The sequence below is a fragment of the Amycolatopsis sp. BJA-103 genome (assembly GCF_002849735.1).
Lineage (GTDB): Bacteria > Actinomycetota > Actinomycetes > Mycobacteriales > Pseudonocardiaceae > Amycolatopsis.
In genome coordinates, this window is record NZ_CP017780.1 from 4452924 (window position 1) to 4469106 (window position 16183).

At 69.0% G+C, this 16183-nt stretch carries 18 protein-coding genes; 8 read left to right on the top strand and 10 right to left on the bottom strand.

Annotated features, from left to right (window positions below; all coding sequences use genetic code 11):
• Positions 1–16 precede the first annotated feature (16 nt).
• Entirely contained in the window at positions 17–643 is a 627-nt protein-coding gene (locus BKN51_RS19120) for a ClpP family protease (protein ID WP_101608940.1), read from the top strand.
• Positions 640–1230, top strand: a complete 591-nt coding sequence (locus BKN51_RS19125) for a ClpP family protease (RefSeq protein WP_101608941.1) — start codon at positions 640–642, stop codon at positions 1228–1230. Before BKN51_RS19120 ends, BKN51_RS19125 begins: the two co-directional genes overlap by 4 nt.
• 8 nt (positions 1231–1238) lie before the next feature.
• Here BKN51_RS19125 and BKN51_RS19130 read toward each other — a convergent pair whose 3' ends face one another.
• Entirely contained in the window at positions 1239–1586 is a 348-nt protein-coding gene (locus tag BKN51_RS19130) for a helix-turn-helix domain-containing protein (RefSeq protein WP_101608942.1), read from the bottom strand.
• Between the two features lie 46 nt (positions 1587–1632).
• Positions 1633–2577, bottom strand: coding sequence for a GlxA family transcriptional regulator (locus BKN51_RS19135; RefSeq protein ID WP_101608943.1), 945 nt, complete (start codon positions 2575–2577; stop codon positions 1633–1635).
• Between the two features lie 71 nt (positions 2578–2648).
• On the opposite strand from BKN51_RS19135, the gene BKN51_RS19140 reads away from it, so the two are divergent.
• On the top strand, positions 2649–2984 hold the full coding sequence (locus BKN51_RS19140; RefSeq protein WP_101608944.1) for a cupin domain-containing protein: 336 nt from the start codon (positions 2649–2651) through the stop codon (positions 2982–2984).
• Between the two features lie 6 nt (positions 2985–2990).
• Here BKN51_RS19140 and BKN51_RS19145 read toward each other — a convergent pair whose 3' ends face one another.
• The 7 genes from BKN51_RS19145 to BKN51_RS19175 all read right to left on the bottom strand — a co-directional run bounded on the left by BKN51_RS19145 (position 2991) and on the right by BKN51_RS19175 (position 7420).
• The gene (locus BKN51_RS19145) at positions 2991–3650 is read right to left on the bottom strand and encodes a pentapeptide repeat-containing protein (protein WP_101608945.1); all 660 of its coding nucleotides are present in this window, start codon (positions 3648–3650) and stop codon (positions 2991–2993) included.
• Between the two features lie 711 nt (positions 3651–4361).
• On the bottom strand, positions 4362–4538 hold the full coding sequence (locus BKN51_RS19150; protein WP_101608946.1) for a CsbD family protein: 177 nt from the start codon (positions 4536–4538) through the stop codon (positions 4362–4364).
• Positions 4539–4633: 95 nt separating this feature from the next.
• A complete protein-coding gene (locus BKN51_RS19155) occupies positions 4634–5032 on the bottom strand; it encodes an ATP-binding protein (protein WP_101608947.1) in 399 nt (132 codons plus the stop codon).
• An 84-nt stretch (positions 5033–5116) separates the two neighbouring features.
• Positions 5117–5323 carry a hypothetical protein gene (locus tag BKN51_RS19160; RefSeq protein ID WP_101608948.1) on the bottom strand — a complete coding sequence of 69 codons (207 nt, stop codon included), beginning with the start codon at positions 5321–5323 and terminating at the stop codon, positions 5117–5119.
• Positions 5320–5739, bottom strand: coding sequence for an ATP-binding protein (locus BKN51_RS19165; RefSeq protein WP_101608949.1), 420 nt, complete (start codon positions 5737–5739; stop codon positions 5320–5322). Before BKN51_RS19165 ends, BKN51_RS19160 begins: the two co-directional genes overlap by 4 nt.
• The gene (locus tag BKN51_RS19170; RefSeq protein ID WP_101608950.1) at positions 5736–7067 is read right to left on the bottom strand and encodes a PP2C family protein-serine/threonine phosphatase; all 1332 of its coding nucleotides are present in this window, start codon (positions 7065–7067) and stop codon (positions 5736–5738) included. Before BKN51_RS19170 ends, BKN51_RS19165 begins: the two co-directional genes overlap by 4 nt.
• Positions 7067–7420 carry an STAS domain-containing protein gene (locus tag BKN51_RS19175; RefSeq protein WP_233224217.1) on the bottom strand — a complete coding sequence of 118 codons (354 nt, stop codon included), beginning with the start codon at positions 7418–7420 and terminating at the stop codon, positions 7067–7069. Before BKN51_RS19175 ends, BKN51_RS19170 begins: the two co-directional genes overlap by 1 nt.
• A 424-nt stretch (positions 7421–7844) precedes the next feature.
• Between BKN51_RS19175 and BKN51_RS19180 the strand changes: the two genes are divergently transcribed.
• The 5 genes from BKN51_RS19180 to BKN51_RS19200 are packed head-to-tail and all read left to right on the top strand — an operon-like array spanning position 7845 to position 14980.
• Complete coding sequence (locus BKN51_RS19180; protein WP_101608952.1) at positions 7845–11534, top strand: nitrate reductase subunit alpha; 3690 nt, start codon at positions 7845–7847, stop codon at positions 11532–11534.
• A complete protein-coding gene (narH, locus tag BKN51_RS19185) occupies positions 11534–13099 on the top strand; it encodes a nitrate reductase subunit beta (protein WP_101608953.1) in 1566 nt (521 codons plus the stop codon). Before BKN51_RS19180 ends, narH begins: the two co-directional genes overlap by 1 nt.
• Positions 13096–13707: a nitrate reductase molybdenum cofactor assembly chaperone gene (gene narJ / locus BKN51_RS19190; RefSeq protein ID WP_101608954.1), complete on the top strand. Its 612-nt coding sequence runs from the start codon at positions 13096–13098 to the stop codon at positions 13705–13707. The genes narH and narJ overlap by 4 nt, the downstream gene beginning before the upstream one ends.
• Positions 13704–14429, top strand: a complete 726-nt coding sequence (gene narI, locus BKN51_RS19195; RefSeq protein ID WP_101608955.1) for a respiratory nitrate reductase subunit gamma — start codon at positions 13704–13706, stop codon at positions 14427–14429. The genes narJ and narI overlap by 4 nt, the downstream gene beginning before the upstream one ends.
• Positions 14426–14980 (top strand): HPP family protein, encoded by a 555-nt coding sequence (locus tag BKN51_RS19200; RefSeq protein WP_101608956.1) that lies wholly within the window; start codon positions 14426–14428, stop codon positions 14978–14980. The genes narI and BKN51_RS19200 overlap by 4 nt, the downstream gene beginning before the upstream one ends.
• On the opposite strand, the gene BKN51_RS19205 is transcribed toward BKN51_RS19200, so the two are convergent.
• The gene (locus BKN51_RS19205) at positions 14880–16169 is read right to left on the bottom strand and encodes an MFS transporter (protein ID WP_101608957.1); all 1290 of its coding nucleotides are present in this window, start codon (positions 16167–16169) and stop codon (positions 14880–14882) included. The two genes, BKN51_RS19200 and BKN51_RS19205, sit on opposite strands and share 101 nt — an antisense overlap.
• Between the last annotated feature and the right edge of the window lie 14 nt (positions 16170–16183).

Here is a 16183-nt window from a genome sequence, read left to right on the forward strand (position 1 = left end):
GCGGCATGGTCGGGGCATGACCGACCACGAGAAGCAACCACTCTTCGACCAACGACTCCGGGAACGGTTCTTCAGCCAGCGTGTCCTGGTCCTCGACGGCCCGCTCGACGACGACAACGGGACGGTGCTCACCACCCAGCTGCTGTCGCTGGCGAGCGAGGATCCCCGCAAGGACATCGCGTTGTGGATCCACTCGCCGGGTGGCTCGGTCCCTTCGATGCTGGCCATCCGCGACGTCATGCGCCTCGTGCCGTGCGATGTCGCCACCCTCGCGCTGGGCCTGGCGTGCAGCGCGGGGCAGTTCCTGCTCTCCGCGGGCACCCCGGGCAAACGGTTCGCCCTGCCGCACGCGCGGATCCTGATGCACCAGGGTTCGGCGGGCATCGGCGGCTCGGCCGTCGAAGTGGAGGTGCAGGCGGACGATCTGCGCTACACGCGCGACACCGTGCTCGGCCTCATCGCCGAAGACACCGGGCAGCCCATCGACCGGATCTTCGCCGATTCCCTGCACGACCGCTGGTTCACCACCGGGCAGGCCCGCGAATACGGCTTCATCGACCACGTCGTCGAGAGCCTCGACCAGGTCGTTCCCGTGCGCACCCACAGACTCGGCCTCGGCTCGGAAAGGGGTGCCGGCGCATGAGCACCTACACCATCCCCAACGTCATCTCCCGCAGTCCCGCGGGCGAGCGGATCATGGACGTCTACTCGCATCTGCTGTCCGAGCGGATCATCTACCTCGGGACCGCGATCGACTCCGGCGTGGCGAACGCGCTGATCACGCAGCTGCTCTACCTGGAGGCGGACAACCCCGAGCAGGAGATCAACCTCTACATCAACACCGAGGGCGGCGATCCGTCGGCGATGCTCGCGTTGTACGACACCATGCGCTTCATCAAGGCGCCGGTGGCGACGACCTGCGTCGGGCAGGCCGTGGCCGCGGGCGCCATCCTGCTGGCCGCGGGCGAGGCCGGGCACCGGTTCGTGCTGCCCCACACCCGCGTGGTGCTGCACCAGCCGGCCGCGCAGGGTCGCGGCACCATCCCGGACCTCATCCTCCAGGCCGACGAGGTCGTGCGCGTGCGGACGCAGCTGGAGGAGATCCTTTCCGCGCACACCGGCCGCGCCGTCTCGGATCTCCGGCACGACACCGACCGGGACCGCGTGTTCGACGCGGCGGGCGCCGTCGCCTACGGGCTCGCGGACCAGGTCCTCGACAGCCGGGCCTGAGCCGTGTTCTAGGCGGCCATCAGCACGGGTCCCGACGGACGGCGGCCGACCGCGAGGCCCGTGCCGCCGCCCCGCCGGACCGTGCCCGCGATACCGAAGAGGAGATCCGCCAGGTCGATCCCGAGCGCGCCGGTGACCGCGGCGATCATTTCGCTGGAAGGCTCTTTGCGGCCGCGCTCGATCTCCGAGAGGTACTGCGGCGAGATGCCGGCGCGTTCCGCGACGTCGATGAGACGGCCGCCCTGTTCTTCCCTCGCCGCGCGCAGGCTCCGGCCCAGCACGTCACGCCACAGCGGTTCCGGCTCGCTGTCCGCGGTGGAGGCGCGCTTCGGGTGGAAAGGGAGGATGTCCGCCATACGGTCATCGTGACATTCGGGCCGGGGCCCGTGCGCGCTGTTCCGCTCAAGGCGAAACCGGGCCCCGGAACGCGCGCCGGTACGCGCCCGGTGTCGTACCGACCTGGTCGCGGAAACGGCGGCGGAGGTTGACGGCCGACGTCAGGCCGACGCGGGCCGCGATCGCCTCCACCGGAAGTCCGGTCTCCTCCAGCAGGGTGCGCGCCTCGGTCACCCTGCGCGCCAGCAGCCAGGCGCCCGGCGTGGTGCCGAGCCGATCGGCGAACCGGCGGGCCAGGGTGCGGGGCGAGACATTGACGTGCGCGGCCAGCTCGCCCACCGACAACGATGTCCCGAGACGCGCGCCCGCCCACTCGAGGAGGCCGTCCAGCTCGTCGTCGGGCGGCGGGGACGGGACGAACTGCGCCTGACCGCCGTCCCGATGCGGCGGCATCACCATGTGCCGTGCGACGAGCGCGGCGTGCGCGGCCCCGTGGTCTCGCCGGACGAGGTGCAGGCAGAGGTCGATCCCCGCGCCCGCCCCGGCGCTCGTGGCGACGTCGCCGTGGTCCACGTAGAGCACGTCCGGTTCCACGCGCACCTCGGGGAACTCCTCCTGCAGCCGGGCGGCGCGCGCCCAGTGCGTGGTCGCCGCCCTGCCGTCCAGCAACCCGGTGCGGGCCAGCGCGAAAACGCCGGAACAGATCGTGACGAGCCGCGCGCCCCTGGCATGCGCGCGAAGAAGCGCCCGGCGCACGGCGTCCGGCAACGGTGCCTCCACCGGAGTCCAGCCCGGGATGAGCACGGTGTCCGCCTCCGCCAGCGCGGAAAGGCCGCGTGTCACGGACATCGCGTACCCGGCGGTGGTCGGCACCGGGCCGGGTTTCTCCGTGCAGACGTCGAATTCGTAGTACCGCGGCACCCCGGCCCGTTCCGTGCCGAAGACCTCGGCGGCGATACCGAGTTCGAACGTCGACTGCACCGGCCGCACCAGTGCCCTCACGCGATGCATGGCAGAAAAGTACCCCATGGTGTCTTATCGGACACTGTCCGACGGCCCGCCGATCGCGGAACCTGGGGTTCATGCACCCCGAAATCCTCGCCCAAGAGGGCTACACTTCCGTCTCCGTCAAGGAATCCCCCGTCCGCGAGCTCTTCCCCGGAATCCGTATTCGTCCTTTGTGGACAGGCGCGAACGGGGCGCAGGCCAACGTGCTGGAAATGGACCCCGGCACCTCGTGGCCGCGTCGCGACGTCCACGAACCGGGACCCGAGGAGGTCTACGTCGTCTCCGGCACGTTCAACGACGGCGCGCGCGACTATCCGGCGGGAACCTTCCTGCACGCTCCGGCCGGTTCGTGGCACGTGCCCGCGTCGGCGACGGGATGCACGCTCTTCGTCTTCTATCCCGAGGGGTGAACCGCGTCAGCCGATGACCGACAAGCCGCTCTCGGCCGCGAGGATCCCCGCGATCGAGACGGCTTGTTCACTGGTGATCTTCGCTCCGCTCAGGGTGAGCAGCCCCCGCACGCCGGACAAGCGCGAGCCGCGGAGATCGCAGCCCGCCGCGCCGGTCGCGGCGAATTCCGTGTCGGTGAACTGACAGTCCACAAAGGTCAATCGGGACAGGTCGCCGGAGAACACCGTTTCCCGGAAAGAACATCCGGAGAACACGGCGGCGCCCTTCACCCGCTCGACCACCACCGAGGCGTAGTCGAACTGCGCGTTCTCGACGTACAGATCGGTGGCGGACGTGATCGACACACCCAGCCCGATCGCCCGGCTGCGAAGGATCTCGACGCGGCGCGCGGTCAGTTCGCGGATCGCGGCGTTGGACAGGTCGACGCCTTCGAGGATCACGTCGGACAGCGTCAGCCTGCCGAGCCGGGCGTTCGCCAGGTTCACCTCCGAGACGAGGCAGTGCGCGATCTCCCCGGCCCCGCGGACCCCGTCCTGCTCACCGCCGTCGAGGTGGACGGTGTCGAAATCGAAGTCGCCGTCGAACACTGCCCGCTCGCTCGCGAGCTCGTCCCGCTCGACCGACGGCCGCCGGACCCTGACACCGTCGAAATCCCGGAACTCCATGAGCCGGACCGTACCGCAGGGGCCGGCCGAGGCAGCCCGGCGAGTGTGGGAGCTGCGGTGACCGGGTGGGTCGGGTGGGTCGTGAGTGGCGATTCGGGTTAGAGCGGACCGGTATCTGCCTACCTACGCGTGACCAGGGCGAAGGTGAGGTGCGGTAGTCGAGGGGGTCGCTCTGGTCTCGGGGCTCGATGACACCGGAATCTCGCCGCGGCAGGGTTCGAGTGTGGAGGATTCGGGACGCTCAACGTCCTAAATCCTCCACACTCGGTTCACAACGACCACCTGACCACTACGGGGTGGCGGCTCACGCGCGTGCCAGGTGTCGACGATGAAGGAATCGGGACGTTGAGTGTCCCGATTCCTTCATCGTCGAGGCGGGGGTTCCGGTCTCGGAGCTTGATCAACGGAGGATCGGGGACACTCAACGTCCCCGATCCTCCGTTGATCAAGACCGTGCCACCCCACCACCCCGCGGACGGCAGCCGAGTGGGGAAGATTTGAGACGTTCAACGTCCCAGATCTTCCCCACTCACCCACATCACCATCCAGAACAAGCTCTACAAGCCCCACCGAGACGACGTCAGGATCCCGTGGGTAGACAAATATGGGTCCACTAGAACCCGAATCGCCACTCACGACCCACCCGACCGAGGCAGCCCCGCGCACGAAAAAGGGGCCCACCCGAAGGCAGGCCCCTTTTCAGTCGCGAAGTCAGTCCTTGACGCCCTTCACGGCGTCCTTGAGCTTCTCGCCGGCCTGCTTGACGTTGGCCTTGCCCTGCTCGGCCTTGCCTTCGGCCTGCCACTGCTCGTTGTCCGTCGCGTTCCCGACGGCTTCCTTAGCCTTGCCCTTGAGTTCGTCGACCTTGTTTTCGGCCTTGTCGTTCATCGGGCCTCCATTCGTTGTCGTCCGCTGCTTCCGGATACCCGTCGGACCGGGCTCGAAACGACCGGTTCGCGTGGCGCCGGACACGTTTGACTTCGTCAGGACCGGGTCAGCTCGGCCCACACGGTCTTGCCGTCTTCGCGGTGCTCCTGGCCCCACAGGGTGGTGCAGGCGTCGATGAGGGCGAGGCCGCGGCCCCCGGTGTCCGAAGGCGGACGCGGGGTGGCGGGCGCCTTGCCCGAGTCGTCGACCTCGATGCGCAGGCGGCCAGGCAGTCGCAGCAGCCGCACCTGACGCGGCGGATTCCCGTGCCGCACCGCGTTGGACACCAGTTCGTCCAGCACCAGGATCGTGTCCGTGAGGTCCTCTTCGGTGACGTCACGCAGTTCCGCGCGCGCCCAAGCCCGCACCCTGGCCAGCTCGCTCAGGTCGCCGCTCACGTCCAGGGTCAGTACTTCGACCTTGGCGCCGGCGGAGGATGCCTGATCGGTGGACACGGGGACCTCCAAGTTCTTTGCTACCCGTGGGGGACTCGCGAGGACCTAGTACCCCGAATGCCGCGAACTTTAACGATCATCGCGTCATCGCTCGCCACCCGTGTGACCACACGGGTAGACCGTGCCCGCGGCCAGGGCTTCGCACGACGGGCAGTTGTTCACCGGCCGCTCACGACGGCCCCAGAAGGGGTGGGTGGCCCCGCAGAGCGCGGTGACCTGGTCGCCGCGGCCGGGATCCGGAGTGCACACGGGGCAGTAGGCGTGCGCCGCCCGCTCGATTTCGGTGGTCATCTCGCTCCTTCGGGGAGGCTCGTCCAGGTCATGGTCACCGTGGTGCCGTCGCCCCGGTATTCGCACTCGGCGTGGTCGGCCAGGCGGTCGATCAGCAACAGGCCGCGGCCGCGGATCGTGTCGGCCGGGTCCGCGGGCTTCCAGGCCCCGTAGTCGGTGACGACGATCCTGATCTCGTCACTGACGGCGGTGGCGTGGATGTCGATGACGCCGTCCGCGCCGCCCCGGTAGGCGTGTTCGGCGGAGTTGGCCAGTGCTTCGTTGCTCGCCAGGACGATGTCCTCCTGCCGTTCCCCGTCGACGCCGAGGCCGGCGAGCCATCCCGTGAGCTGCTTACGGAGCCCGACGAGCCGTCCCGGTTCGGCGGGCACCCGATCGCGGAACTCCCGCGGGACCGGGGCAGGTACGTGCTTCATTCTTCGCCGCCTGTCGTGTGCTGGACGTGGATCACGGCGATGTCGTCGTCGTGGCGATTGTGGGTGATCTCCTCGATGAGGTCGTCCCAGGCGGCCGCGTCGCCGAGCCGGTCGCCGTACGCGGCGAACGCGCCGAGCAGCCGTTCGATGCCCAGCGTGATGTCCCTCGCGGGGCTCTCCACCAGGCCGTCGGTGTACAGCAGCAGATCCGCGCCCGGCGGGAAATCGGTCCGCTCCTCGGCGAAGGCGGAGCCGACACCCAGCGGCGGTGCGAGCGCCTCGCCGACCTGGTCGATCCGGCCGTCCGGATGTCTCAGCACGGCGGGCAGATGCCCGGCGTTGGCGTAGGTCAGCGAGTGGTCCTCAGGGTCGTGGACCGCGTAGAAACAGGTGACGAAACCGGGCTCCGTCAGCTGGGAGACCCGGAGCAGCAGTTCCGACGGCCGCAGTTCCAGCAGGGCGTAGGCGCGGATGGCCGTCCGGGTCTGGCCCATCACGGTCGCCGCAGGCACCCCGTGCCCGACGACGTCGCCGATCACGAACGCCGTGCGCCCGGACGGCAGCCGGATGACGTCGAACCAGTCGCCGCCGACGTTGATCCCGGTGGCGGCGGGCAGGTAGCGGGTGATGATCCGCAGGCCGGGGATCCTGGGCACCTCCGGCAGCATGCTGCGGGACAGTTCGGCGACGAGGGTGCGCTCCCGCTCGTACAGCCGGGCGTTGTCCAGCGCGATCGCGGAATAACCCGCGATGCCTTCGGCGAGGTACTCGTGCCGTTCGGTGAAGCGGCCGGGTTCGGCGTGGCCGAAGAAGAACCCGCCGAGGACCTTCCCGCTGGTCGGGCTCAGCACCGGCACCGCGAGATAGCTGCGGACCGGGAGGTGCCCTTCCGGCATGCCGCGATAGGGCGGGTTCTTGCCGAAGCAGGGATCCCCGGTGATGTCGTCGCTGCGGACCGTGCGGACGCCGTCGAAGGTGGGCGCGAAGATCTCGGTGTTGCGGGGCATCGGGAACCGGGAGAAGGCCTCGCGGGGGACCCCGGACAGCGTGTACAGGGTGTAGGACTCGCCGAACTGGTCGACGAGGTTGTAGAAGAACGCGCCGAACGCCGCCCCGGTCGCCTTCGTGGCGGAGTCCGTCGCGTCCTGCACGATCCGGTCGATGTCGAGCTGCGAAGTCAGCCGCCTGCCGACCGAGTGCAGCCCGTCGAGCAACGCGGCCTCGGCACGCAGGCGATCGACGAGTTCCACGAGCGGGGAAACGGCCTCTCGGTCACCGGCGGCGATCCGGCGGACGACCTCCGCGACCACGTCGGTACCGGGCTCCATCAGGCCTCCAGCGCCGCTGTCCTCGTCGGATAGACCGCCAGCTCGTCGGTCAAACAGGTCAGCTCCAGCGGCCGCAGCACGACCCGGTTGCCCGCCACGACCCGGACCTGGGTGACACCCGCGCACAGCCGGTCCGCCCGGACCAGCTCCGCCATCCCCGCCGACGCCAGGAACTCCACCGCCGTCAGATCGACGACCATGACCGCGGGCCGCAGCCGGAAGGCCCGTTCGACCATCAGCCGCAGCCGGGGCGCGAGGGCGAGGTCGAGCGCGCCGGACACCTCCAGCACGGCCGTTTCGTCAGTGCCCTCGAGCGCGACACCGCCGCTCCCGGCCCTCCCCGATTCCGTCACCGGTTCATTTTGCCGGGGGACGCGGCGGGCCGCCATCCGGACACGTCGGCCGAAGCGCGCCGGTATAGGTCGTTATACATACCTTCGGCCCTGTCCGGCGCCCGGTGATACTTCTTCCACGTTTTCCGGTTCGCCCGGCCCCGAATCCGTGCGCCACACCGGCACCCCGTTCCGCGAATTCGCACAGGAACTCATTTCGATCGCCCGACCGAACGGAATAATCGAATTTCTCGGGACACTTACCTCGCCATTACCTGCACATTTACTTGCTGGTCTTTTCGAGTGATCAACACCCATGATCACCTTCGCGGAAAGACAATGGACGGCCGATACCGCTAGCATCGCACTCGTTCCCCGGACAGACTCGGCACGTCCTGTTCGCGCTGTCTGCCTCATTCACGACTTTAGTCGGGAGGTCGCGAGCGTGCGCTCGCCACGAAAAGTCAACGGAAACGGCTCCGAAAACCACCACGACGAAGGTGCGGCGACCACCGCCCTGCTCCGCCTGGGCCGTTATCTGACCCGCGCGGAGAGTTCCGCGGATCTGCACTCCGTACACCTGACCGGCGGCCGGGAAGCCGATGCTTTCTACCGTGACCGCTGGAGCCACGACAAGGTGGTCCCGTCCACGCACGGCGTGAACTGCACGGGTTCCTGCCGCTGGAACGTGTACGTGTCCGACGGGATCATCACGTGGGAGAGCCAGGATCCGGATTATCCCTCCGTCGGCCCCGACAAACCGGAGTACGAACCGCGCGGCTGCCCTCGCGGCGCCTCCTTTTCGTGGTATTCCTATTCTCCGACCCGGGTACGTTTTCCGTACGCGCGAGGCGTACTGGTGGAAATGTACCGAGAGGCGCTGAAACAGCACGGAGACCCGGTCGTCGCTTGGGCTTCGGTGATGGACGACCCGATGAAACGACTGTCCTATCAGCGTGCCAGGGGAAAGGGCGGACTGGTCCGGGTCGGCTGGGACGAAGCGGCGGAAATCGCGGCCGCCGCGCATGTGCACGCCATTTCGCGCTACGGGCCGGACCGGGTCGCCGGCTTTTCGCCGATTCCGGCGATGTCCATGGTCTCGCACGCGATCGGGTCGCGGTTCATGGCGCTGATCGGCGCCCCGATGCTCTCCTTCTACGACTGGTACGCCGATCTGCCGGTGGCCTCGCCGCAGGTGTTCGGCGATCAGACCGACGTGCCGGAGTCCGCGGACTGGTGGGACGCCGCGTACCTGATGATGTGGGGCTCGAACGTCCCGGTGACCAGGACACCGGACGCCCATTGGATGGCCGAGGCCCGTTATCGCGGCCAGAAGGTCGTCGTGGTCTCCCCCGACTACGCCGACAACACCAAGTTCGCCGACGAGTGGCTGGCCCCGCACCCCGGCACCGACGCCGCACTGGCGATGGCCATGGGGCACGTCATCCTCACCGAGTTCTTCGCCGAACGGCGGGTTCCGTACTTCACCGACTACGTCAGCCGCTTCACCGACCTTCCCTTCCTGGTCACGCTGACCGAACGGGACGGCGCGTACGTACCGTCGAAGTTCCTCACCGCCGCGGATCTCGGAGCCGAGACGGCCGAGCCGCGGTGGAAGACCGTGCTGGTCGACGACCGCACCGGGGAACCGGTCGTCCCCAACGGCTCGGTCGGCTTCCGCTGGAACGAACACGACCAGGGCAGCTGGAACCTCGACCTCGGCGATGTCGTTCCGCGCCTGAGCTTGCTCGCCGATCCCGGTCACGAGGGCGTCGAGGTGCTGCTCCCGCGGTTCGACACCGACGGCGTCCTGCGGCGCGGAGTACCGGCCGTGGAGCACGGCGGACGGCTGGTCACCACGGTGTTCGACCTGCTGATGGCGCAGTACGGCGTGCGGCGCGGCGATCTCCCCGGCCGGTGGCCGTCCGGCTACGACGATCCGGCTGAACCGTGCACCCCGGCGTGGCAGCAGGAGATCACCTCGGTCCCGGCCGAGCGGGTCGCCCGGATCGCCAGGGAGTTCGCCGAGACCGCCGAGGCGTCCCGCGGCCGGTGCATGATCCTGATGGGCGCGGGCACCAACCACTGGTTCCACTCCGACACCATCTACCGGTCCTTCCTGGCGCTGCTGACGATGACCGGCTGCCAGGGCCGCAACGGCGGCGGCTGGGCGCATTACGTCGGCCAGGAGAAGGTGCGGCCGCTGACCGGACACCAGACCCTCGCGGGCGCGATGGACTGGATGCGGCCCGCCCGGCAGATGATCGGGACGGCCTATTGGTACCTGCACACCGGCCAATGGCGTTACGACGCGCTGCGCAACGACGAGCTGACTTCCCCACTGGCGACCGGGAAACTCGCCGGGACCAGTGCCGCGGACACGCTCGCGCAGTCGGCGCGGCTGGGCTGGATGCCGTCGTTCCCCACTTTCGACCGCAACCCGCTCGACCTGGTCGACGAGGCCGAGGAAGCCGGGCTCGACCCGGTCCGCCACGTCACCGACAAGCTCCGCGAAGGCACGCTGGGATTCGCGGCCGAGGATCCGGACGATCCGGAGAACTGGCCCCGGGTGCTCACGGTGTGGCGGTCCAACCTGCTCGGTTCCTCCGCCAAGGGCCACGAGTACTTCCTGCGCCACCTGCTCGGCACCGACGCGAACCTGCGCGGCGAGGAGGCGCCGCCGGACGCGCGGCCGAAATCCGTGAAATGGCACGAAACCGCCCCGGTCGGCAAGTTGGATCTCATGCTGGCAATCGATTACCGGATGACCAGCACCACGTTGTTCGCGGATCTCGTGCTGCCGGCGGCGACCTGGTACGAAAAGCACGATCTCTCGTCGACGGACATGCATCCCTTCGTGCATTCGTTCAACGCCGCCGTCGATCCGCCGTGGCAGACCCGCACCGACTTCGAGGCCTTCCACACGATCGCGAAGCGGTTCAGCGAACTCGCCGAACGGCATCTCGGCGTGCGCAAGGACCTCGTCGCCACCCCGATGACGCACGACACCCCGAGCGAAACGGCGCAGCCGGGCGGAGTCGTGCGTGACTGGCGTGACGGCGACGTCGAGCCGATCCCGGGCGTCACCATGCCGCGGCTGACCGTCGTCGAACGCGACTATCCGGCGGTGGCGGCGAAACTGGCCACGCTCGGCCCGCTGCTGGAGAAACTGGGCGCCACCAGCAAGGGCCTCACCTACGACGTCGGCGAGGAGGTGAACTGGCTGCGCGCGAAGAACGGCGTCGCGATGACCGGGGCCGCTCAGGGCCAAGCACTGATAGACACCGACATCAAGGCCGCGGACGCCGTGCTCGCCCTGTCGGGCACCACCAACGGGCGGCTGGCCACCCAGGGTTTCCGCGATCTCGAGAAACGGGTCGGCACCGAGCTGGCGCATCTTTCCGCCGAGCACGAAGGCAAGAAGATCACCTTCGCCGACACCCGGTCCCGTCCGGCGGCGGTGATCACCAGCCCGGAATGGTCCGGCAGCGAGAGCGGCGGACGGCGCTACTCGGCGTTCGTGATCAACGTCGAACACGGGAAACCCTGGCATACCCTCACCGGCCGTCAGCATTTCTTCCTCGACCACGACTGGATGCACGAACTCGGCGAGGCGCTCCCGGTCTACCGGCCGCCGCTGGGCTCGCAGCATCTCTCCGGCGGGACGGGGGACGCCGCGGAGGTCACCGTGCGCTATCTGACCCCGCACAGCAAATGGTCGATCCACTCGACTTACCAGGACAACCTGCACATGCTCACCCTGTCCCGCGGCGGGCAGGGGATCTGGATGAGCCCGGCCGACGCCGAGGCCATCGGCGCGAAGGACAACGACTGGATCGAGGCGGTCAACCGCAACGGCGTCGTGGTGGCCCGCGCGATCGTCTCCCACCGGATGCCCGCGGGCACCGTTTTCCTTTACCACGCCCAGGATCGGGCGGTAAACGTGCCGCGCAGCGAGGCCACCGGCAAACGCGGCGGCACGCACAACTCGCTGACCCGGCTGCTGCTCAAACCCACCCATCTCATCGGCGGCTACGCCCAGCTCTCCTTCGGTTTCAACTACCTGGGCCCCACCGGCAATCAGCGCGACGAGGTCACCGTGATCCGCCGCCGTTCCCAGGAGGTGCGTTACTGATGCGGGTCATGGCACAGCTGGCCATGGTGATGAACCTCGACAAGTGCATCGGCTGCCACACCTGTTCGGTGACCTGCAAGCAGGCCTGGACCAACCGGGCGGGCACCGAGTACGCCTGGTTCAACAACGTGGAAACCCGCCCGGGGCAGGGATATCCGCGTCGCTACGAGGATCAGGAGCGCTGGAAGGGCGGCTGGGAGCGGACGGCGAAGGGCAGGCTCCGGCTGCGAGCGGGCGGACGGCTGAGCAAGCTCGCGAAGTTGTTCGCCAACCCGGATCTGCCGGAGATCTCCGACTACTACGAGCCGTGGACCTACGACTACGCCACCCTGATCGAGGCGCCGCTCGGTGACGACGTGCCCACCGCCGCGCCGCGGTCGGCCATCACCGGCGAACCCCTCCAGCCCACCTGGGGACCGAACTGGGACGACGATCTCGGCGGCTCCACCGAGCACGGCGTCAAGGACCCGATCGCCGAGAAGCTCCGCGACGAACTCGGCATCCAGATCAAGTTCGAGTTCGAGCAGAGCTTCATGTTCTACCTGCCGCGGATCTGCGAGCACTGCCTCAACCCGTCCTGTGTGGCCAGTTGCCCGTCCGGCGCGATGTACAAACGCGAAGAGGACGGGATCGTGCTGGTCGACCAGGACCAGTGCCGCGGCTGGCGGATGTGCGTCACCGGCTGTCCGTACAAGAAGGTCTACTTCAACCACAAGACCGGCAAGGCCGAAAAGTGCACCTTCTGCTATCCGCGGGTGGAAGCCGGGCAGCCGACGGTGTGCGCGGAAACCTGCGTCGGGCGGCTGCGCTACATCGGTGTCCTGCTCTACGACGCCGACAAGGTCACCGAGGCCGCGTCCGTCGCCGACGAGCACGACCTCTACCCCGCGCAGCTCGACCTGCTGCTCGATCCGCACGACCCCGCCGTGATCCGGGCGGCCGAGGCGGCCGGTGTCCCGCACGACTGGCTCACCGCGGCGCGGCGTTCCCCGGTGTACCAGCTGATCCACGACTACCGGCTGGCGCTGCCGCTGCATCCGGAATACCGCACGATGCCGATGGTCTGGTACATCCCGCCCCTGTCGCCGGTGGTCGACGCCGTCAGCGGCAGCGGTCACGACGGCGAGCACCGCGACAACCTGTTCGGCGCCATCGACGCCCTGCGCATCCCGATCGAGTACCTGGCCGAACTGTTCACCGCCGGCGACACCGGGCCGGTCCGGCGGTCCCTGCGGCGGCTGGCGGCGATGCGGTCCTACATGCGCGCGGTGAACCTCGGCCAGGAGACGGACGAGGACATCCCCGCCTCCGTCGGGCTCACCGGGGAGCAGATCTTCGGCATGCACCGGCTGCTCGCGCTGGCCAAGTACGACGAACGCTATGTCATCCCCACCGCGGGTGTCGGGCAGGCCCACGATCTGGAGGGCATCGCCACCCGGTGCAGCCTCGACGTCGACGGCGGTCCCGGCATGGGCGGCGGCGAGTCCACAGTGGACCTGGTCAGCTGGGACGACGGCGCCCGCCCGGACGCGTTGTTCCCGACCCTGCGGGGGCGAAACCGGTGAAACTCCTCCGTCCCAAGGCTTCCCGGGATCACGCGGCACTGCGCCAGATCGCCGGATGGTGCCTGCAGTATCCCGACGAAGCCGTCCTCGGCAAGCTCGGCCTGCTGCGCGCCTGCCTCGACGAGACCATCGGCCCCGGCCACGACGAACTCTCCCGCACGGTGGCGTATCTCGGACAAGGTGAACCCGGCGAGCTGGCCTCGCACTACATCGAGGTCTTCGACAGGAAACCCCGCCGGACCCTGCATCTGAGCTGGTTCCTCGACGGCGACACCCGCCGCCGCGGGGAGACGCTGGCCGCGGTACGCCGGTTCTACCGCACCCACGGGTTCGCCCCCGCCGAGAACGAACTGCCGGACTTCCTGCCCGTGATCCTGGAGTTCGCCGCCGCCGCGGAACCGGACGCGGCCGGGCAGGTGCTCGCCCGCTTCCATCCCGCACTGGAACTCCTGCACCGCAACCTGTCCACTATGGACACCCCGTATCGCGACGCGGTCGCCGCGGTGCTGGCCACCCTGCCCGCCGTCCCCGCGCCGCTGCCCGCCGAGCCGCCCGCCGAACTGGTCGGCCTCGACCCGTTCCCCACCGGCGCCGGAGGTGGCCGATGAGTTCCGGATTCGACCTGCTGTTGTGGGGCGCCGCGCCCTACGCGGCGATCGCCCTGCTGGTGTTCGGCACGATCTGGCGGTATCGCCACGACAAGTTCGGCTGGACGAGCCGGTCGAGCCAGCTCCACGAATCCCGGCTCCTGCGGGTGGCCAGCCCGGTGTTCCACATCGGACTGCTGATGGTCATCGGCGGGCACGTGCTCGGCCTGCTCGTGCCGAAGGGTGTCACCGAGTTCGCCGGACTCGACGAGCACGGTTACCACCTGATCTCGCTCGGGATGGGCAGTATCGCCGGGCTGGTCGCGATCGGCGGGCTCGGTCTCCTGCTGTGGCGGCGGATCCGGGTGCCCGCGGTCCGCGGCGCCACCTCGGTCAGCGACAAGTACATGTACGTGGTGCTCGTGCTGGTGATGCTCGCCGGGCTGGCGACCACGCTGGTCGACAACGGTGTCCGCGGCGGATACGACTACCGGGAGACCGTCGCGCCCTGGTTCCGCGGCATCCTGCTCCTCGATCCCCAGCCGGAGCTGATGGCGTCGGCGCCGCTGGACTACCGGCTGCACACCGCGCTGGGCATGCTGTTGTTCGCGCTGTGGCCGTTTTCCCGCCTGGTGCACGCTTTCAGCGCCCCGGTGCGGTACCTGCTCCGCCCGTACGTGGTCTACCGGCGACGCGCCCCCGGCAGCGTCGGTACCCGGAACCCACGCCGTGGCTGGGAATGACCAGGATCCGCCGCACCGCCTACGTCGCGCTGAGTTCCTTCGGCTGCATCGTGTTCATCGGCCTCTGCGCGATCCTTTCGGGCGCTCCCCTGCTGTTCCCTTCGCTCGGGCCCACCGCGTTCCTGGTGTTCGCGAGTCCGCGGGCGCCGGGCGCGAGCCCGCGCAACACGGTGCTCGGTCACCTGGCCGGTGTCCTCGCGGGACTCACCGGCCTCGCCGTCACCGGGCTGCTGACCGCCGCCCCGGACCTGACCCATCCTTCCTGGGCCAGGATCGGGGCGGCGGCGATCGCGCTGGGCCTCACCTGCGCCGCGATGGCCGCGCTGGAGATTCCCCATCCACCCGCCGGGGCGACCACCCTGATCATCGCGCTCGGTCTCCTGCACACCGCTCCGCAGGTCGTCGCGGTCCTGGTGGGCGTCGCCCTCATCGCGCTGCTCGCCGTGCTGGTCAACAAGCTGTTCGGGATTCCTTATCCCTGGTGGCGCTCGCCCCGGACCGCTGAAGCGCCTCCTCATCCGCTCCCGACCGAATCGTCCGCAAGGGGTTGACGAGGACGAACACCGCGCCGCAGCAGATGATCCCGGCTGACAGCACCAACCCGGGCACGGTGCCGAAGACCGTGCCGACGAAGCCAGCGGCCAGGCCGCCGAGCGTCCCGGTGCCGAAGACCACCGAGAGCGCGGTCCCGTTGACCCTGCCCATCATTTCCGGCGGCGTGATGCGCTGGACCAGGCTGAGCACGTGGATGTTGAACACCGAGTCGGCGAAACCGATGAGGAACTGACTCACGATCAACATGGCGAGCGCGGCCCCCTGCCCGCCTGCGGGCAGCAGCAGGAAACCCAGGCCGGTCATCAGGATCGAGGTCGCCAGCGTCCGGCCGAGAGTAAGCCTGCGGGCGATCGCGCCGGAGGAGACCGCGCCCAGGATGAGGCCCACCGTGCCGATCGCGAACGCGAGGCCGACGGCGCCAGGACTCAGCTTCCCGTCGTCGTAGGCGAAAACCAGCACGAGAGCGGTCGCCGTCGCCACGCCGAGGTTCACCGTCGTGCTCGCGGACATGAGGTTGCGCAGCCGAGAGTCGGACAGCAACACCGCCAGCCCTTCCTTGGCCTCCGCCAGCGCCGATCGCGGCTTCTGCGGCTTGACGGCTGGCTGCTCGCGGTGACGCATCAGCAACAATGACACCAGCGAAGCGAGGAAGGACAAGGCGTCGGCCAGGATCGCGAGCGCGGTCCCGAGGACCTGCATCAGCCCGCCCGCGGCGGCCGCGCCACCGACCTCGGCGACCGCGCGGGAGGTCTGCAACCGTTCGTTGCCCGCCACGATCCCGTCCGGTCCGGCCAGCACCGGCAGATACGACTGCGCGGCGACTTCGAAGAAGACCGTCAGCACTCCGACCACCCCCGCGACCACGAACAACTGGCCGAGAGTGAGCACGCCGAACAGATACGCGGCCGGGATCGACCCCATCGCCACCAGCCTGCCGGCGTCGGCCCAGATCATCGTCCCGCGGCGCGGGAACCGGTCGACCCACACACCGGCCACCGAACCGATCAGCACGAACGGCACGAACCGCAACGCGGCCAGCAGTCCGACGTCCCAGGCGGTCCCGCCGAGCCCGAGCAGCGCGACCGTCGGCAACGTCACCCGTGAGACCTTGTCTCCGAACGCGCTGATCGTCTGACCGATCCACAGGCGCCGGAAGTCGCCGGGGAAAGCGAAAGGTGAAGTCATCGAGATCCGATCAC

Bases quoted from the DNA above. Each gene is read 5' to 3' on its own strand.
- BKN51_RS19120 (WP_101608940.1), top strand. From the start codon at position 17: ATGACCGACCACGAGAAGCAACCACTCTTCGACCAACGACTCCGGGAA.
- BKN51_RS19125 (WP_101608941.1), top strand. From the start codon at position 640: ATGAGCACCTACACCATCCCCAACGTCATCTCCCGCAGTCCCGCGGGC.
- BKN51_RS19130 (WP_101608942.1), bottom strand. From the start codon at position 1,586: ATGGCGGACATCCTCCCTTTCCACCCGAAGCGCGCCTCCACCGCGGAC.
- BKN51_RS19135 (WP_101608943.1), bottom strand. From the start codon at position 2,577: ATGCATCGCGTGAGGGCACTGGTGCGGCCGGTGCAGTCGACGTTCGAA.
- BKN51_RS19140 (WP_101608944.1), top strand. From the start codon at position 2,649: ATGCACCCCGAAATCCTCGCCCAAGAGGGCTACACTTCCGTCTCCGTC.
- BKN51_RS19145 (WP_101608945.1), bottom strand. From the start codon at position 3,650: ATGGAGTTCCGGGATTTCGACGGTGTCAGGGTCCGGCGGCCGTCGGTC.
- BKN51_RS19150 (WP_101608946.1), bottom strand. From the start codon at position 4,538: ATGAACGACAAGGCCGAAAACAAGGTCGACGAACTCAAGGGCAAGGCT.
- BKN51_RS19160 (WP_101608948.1), bottom strand. From the start codon at position 5,323: ATGACCACCGAAATCGAGCGGGCGGCGCACGCCTACTGCCCCGTGTGC.
- BKN51_RS19165 (WP_101608949.1), bottom strand. From the start codon at position 5,739: ATGAAGCACGTACCTGCCCCGGTCCCGCGGGAGTTCCGCGATCGGGTG.
- BKN51_RS19170 (WP_101608950.1), bottom strand. From the start codon at position 7,067: ATGGAGCCCGGTACCGACGTGGTCGCGGAGGTCGTCCGCCGGATCGCC.
- narH (WP_101608953.1), top strand. From the start codon at position 11,534: ATGCGGGTCATGGCACAGCTGGCCATGGTGATGAACCTCGACAAGTGC.
- narI (WP_101608955.1), top strand. From the start codon at position 13,704: ATGAGTTCCGGATTCGACCTGCTGTTGTGGGGCGCCGCGCCCTACGCG.
- BKN51_RS19200 (WP_101608956.1), top strand. From the start codon at position 14,426: ATGACCAGGATCCGCCGCACCGCCTACGTCGCGCTGAGTTCCTTCGGC.
- BKN51_RS19205 (WP_101608957.1), bottom strand. From the start codon at position 16,169: ATGACTTCACCTTTCGCTTTCCCCGGCGACTTCCGGCGCCTGTGGATC.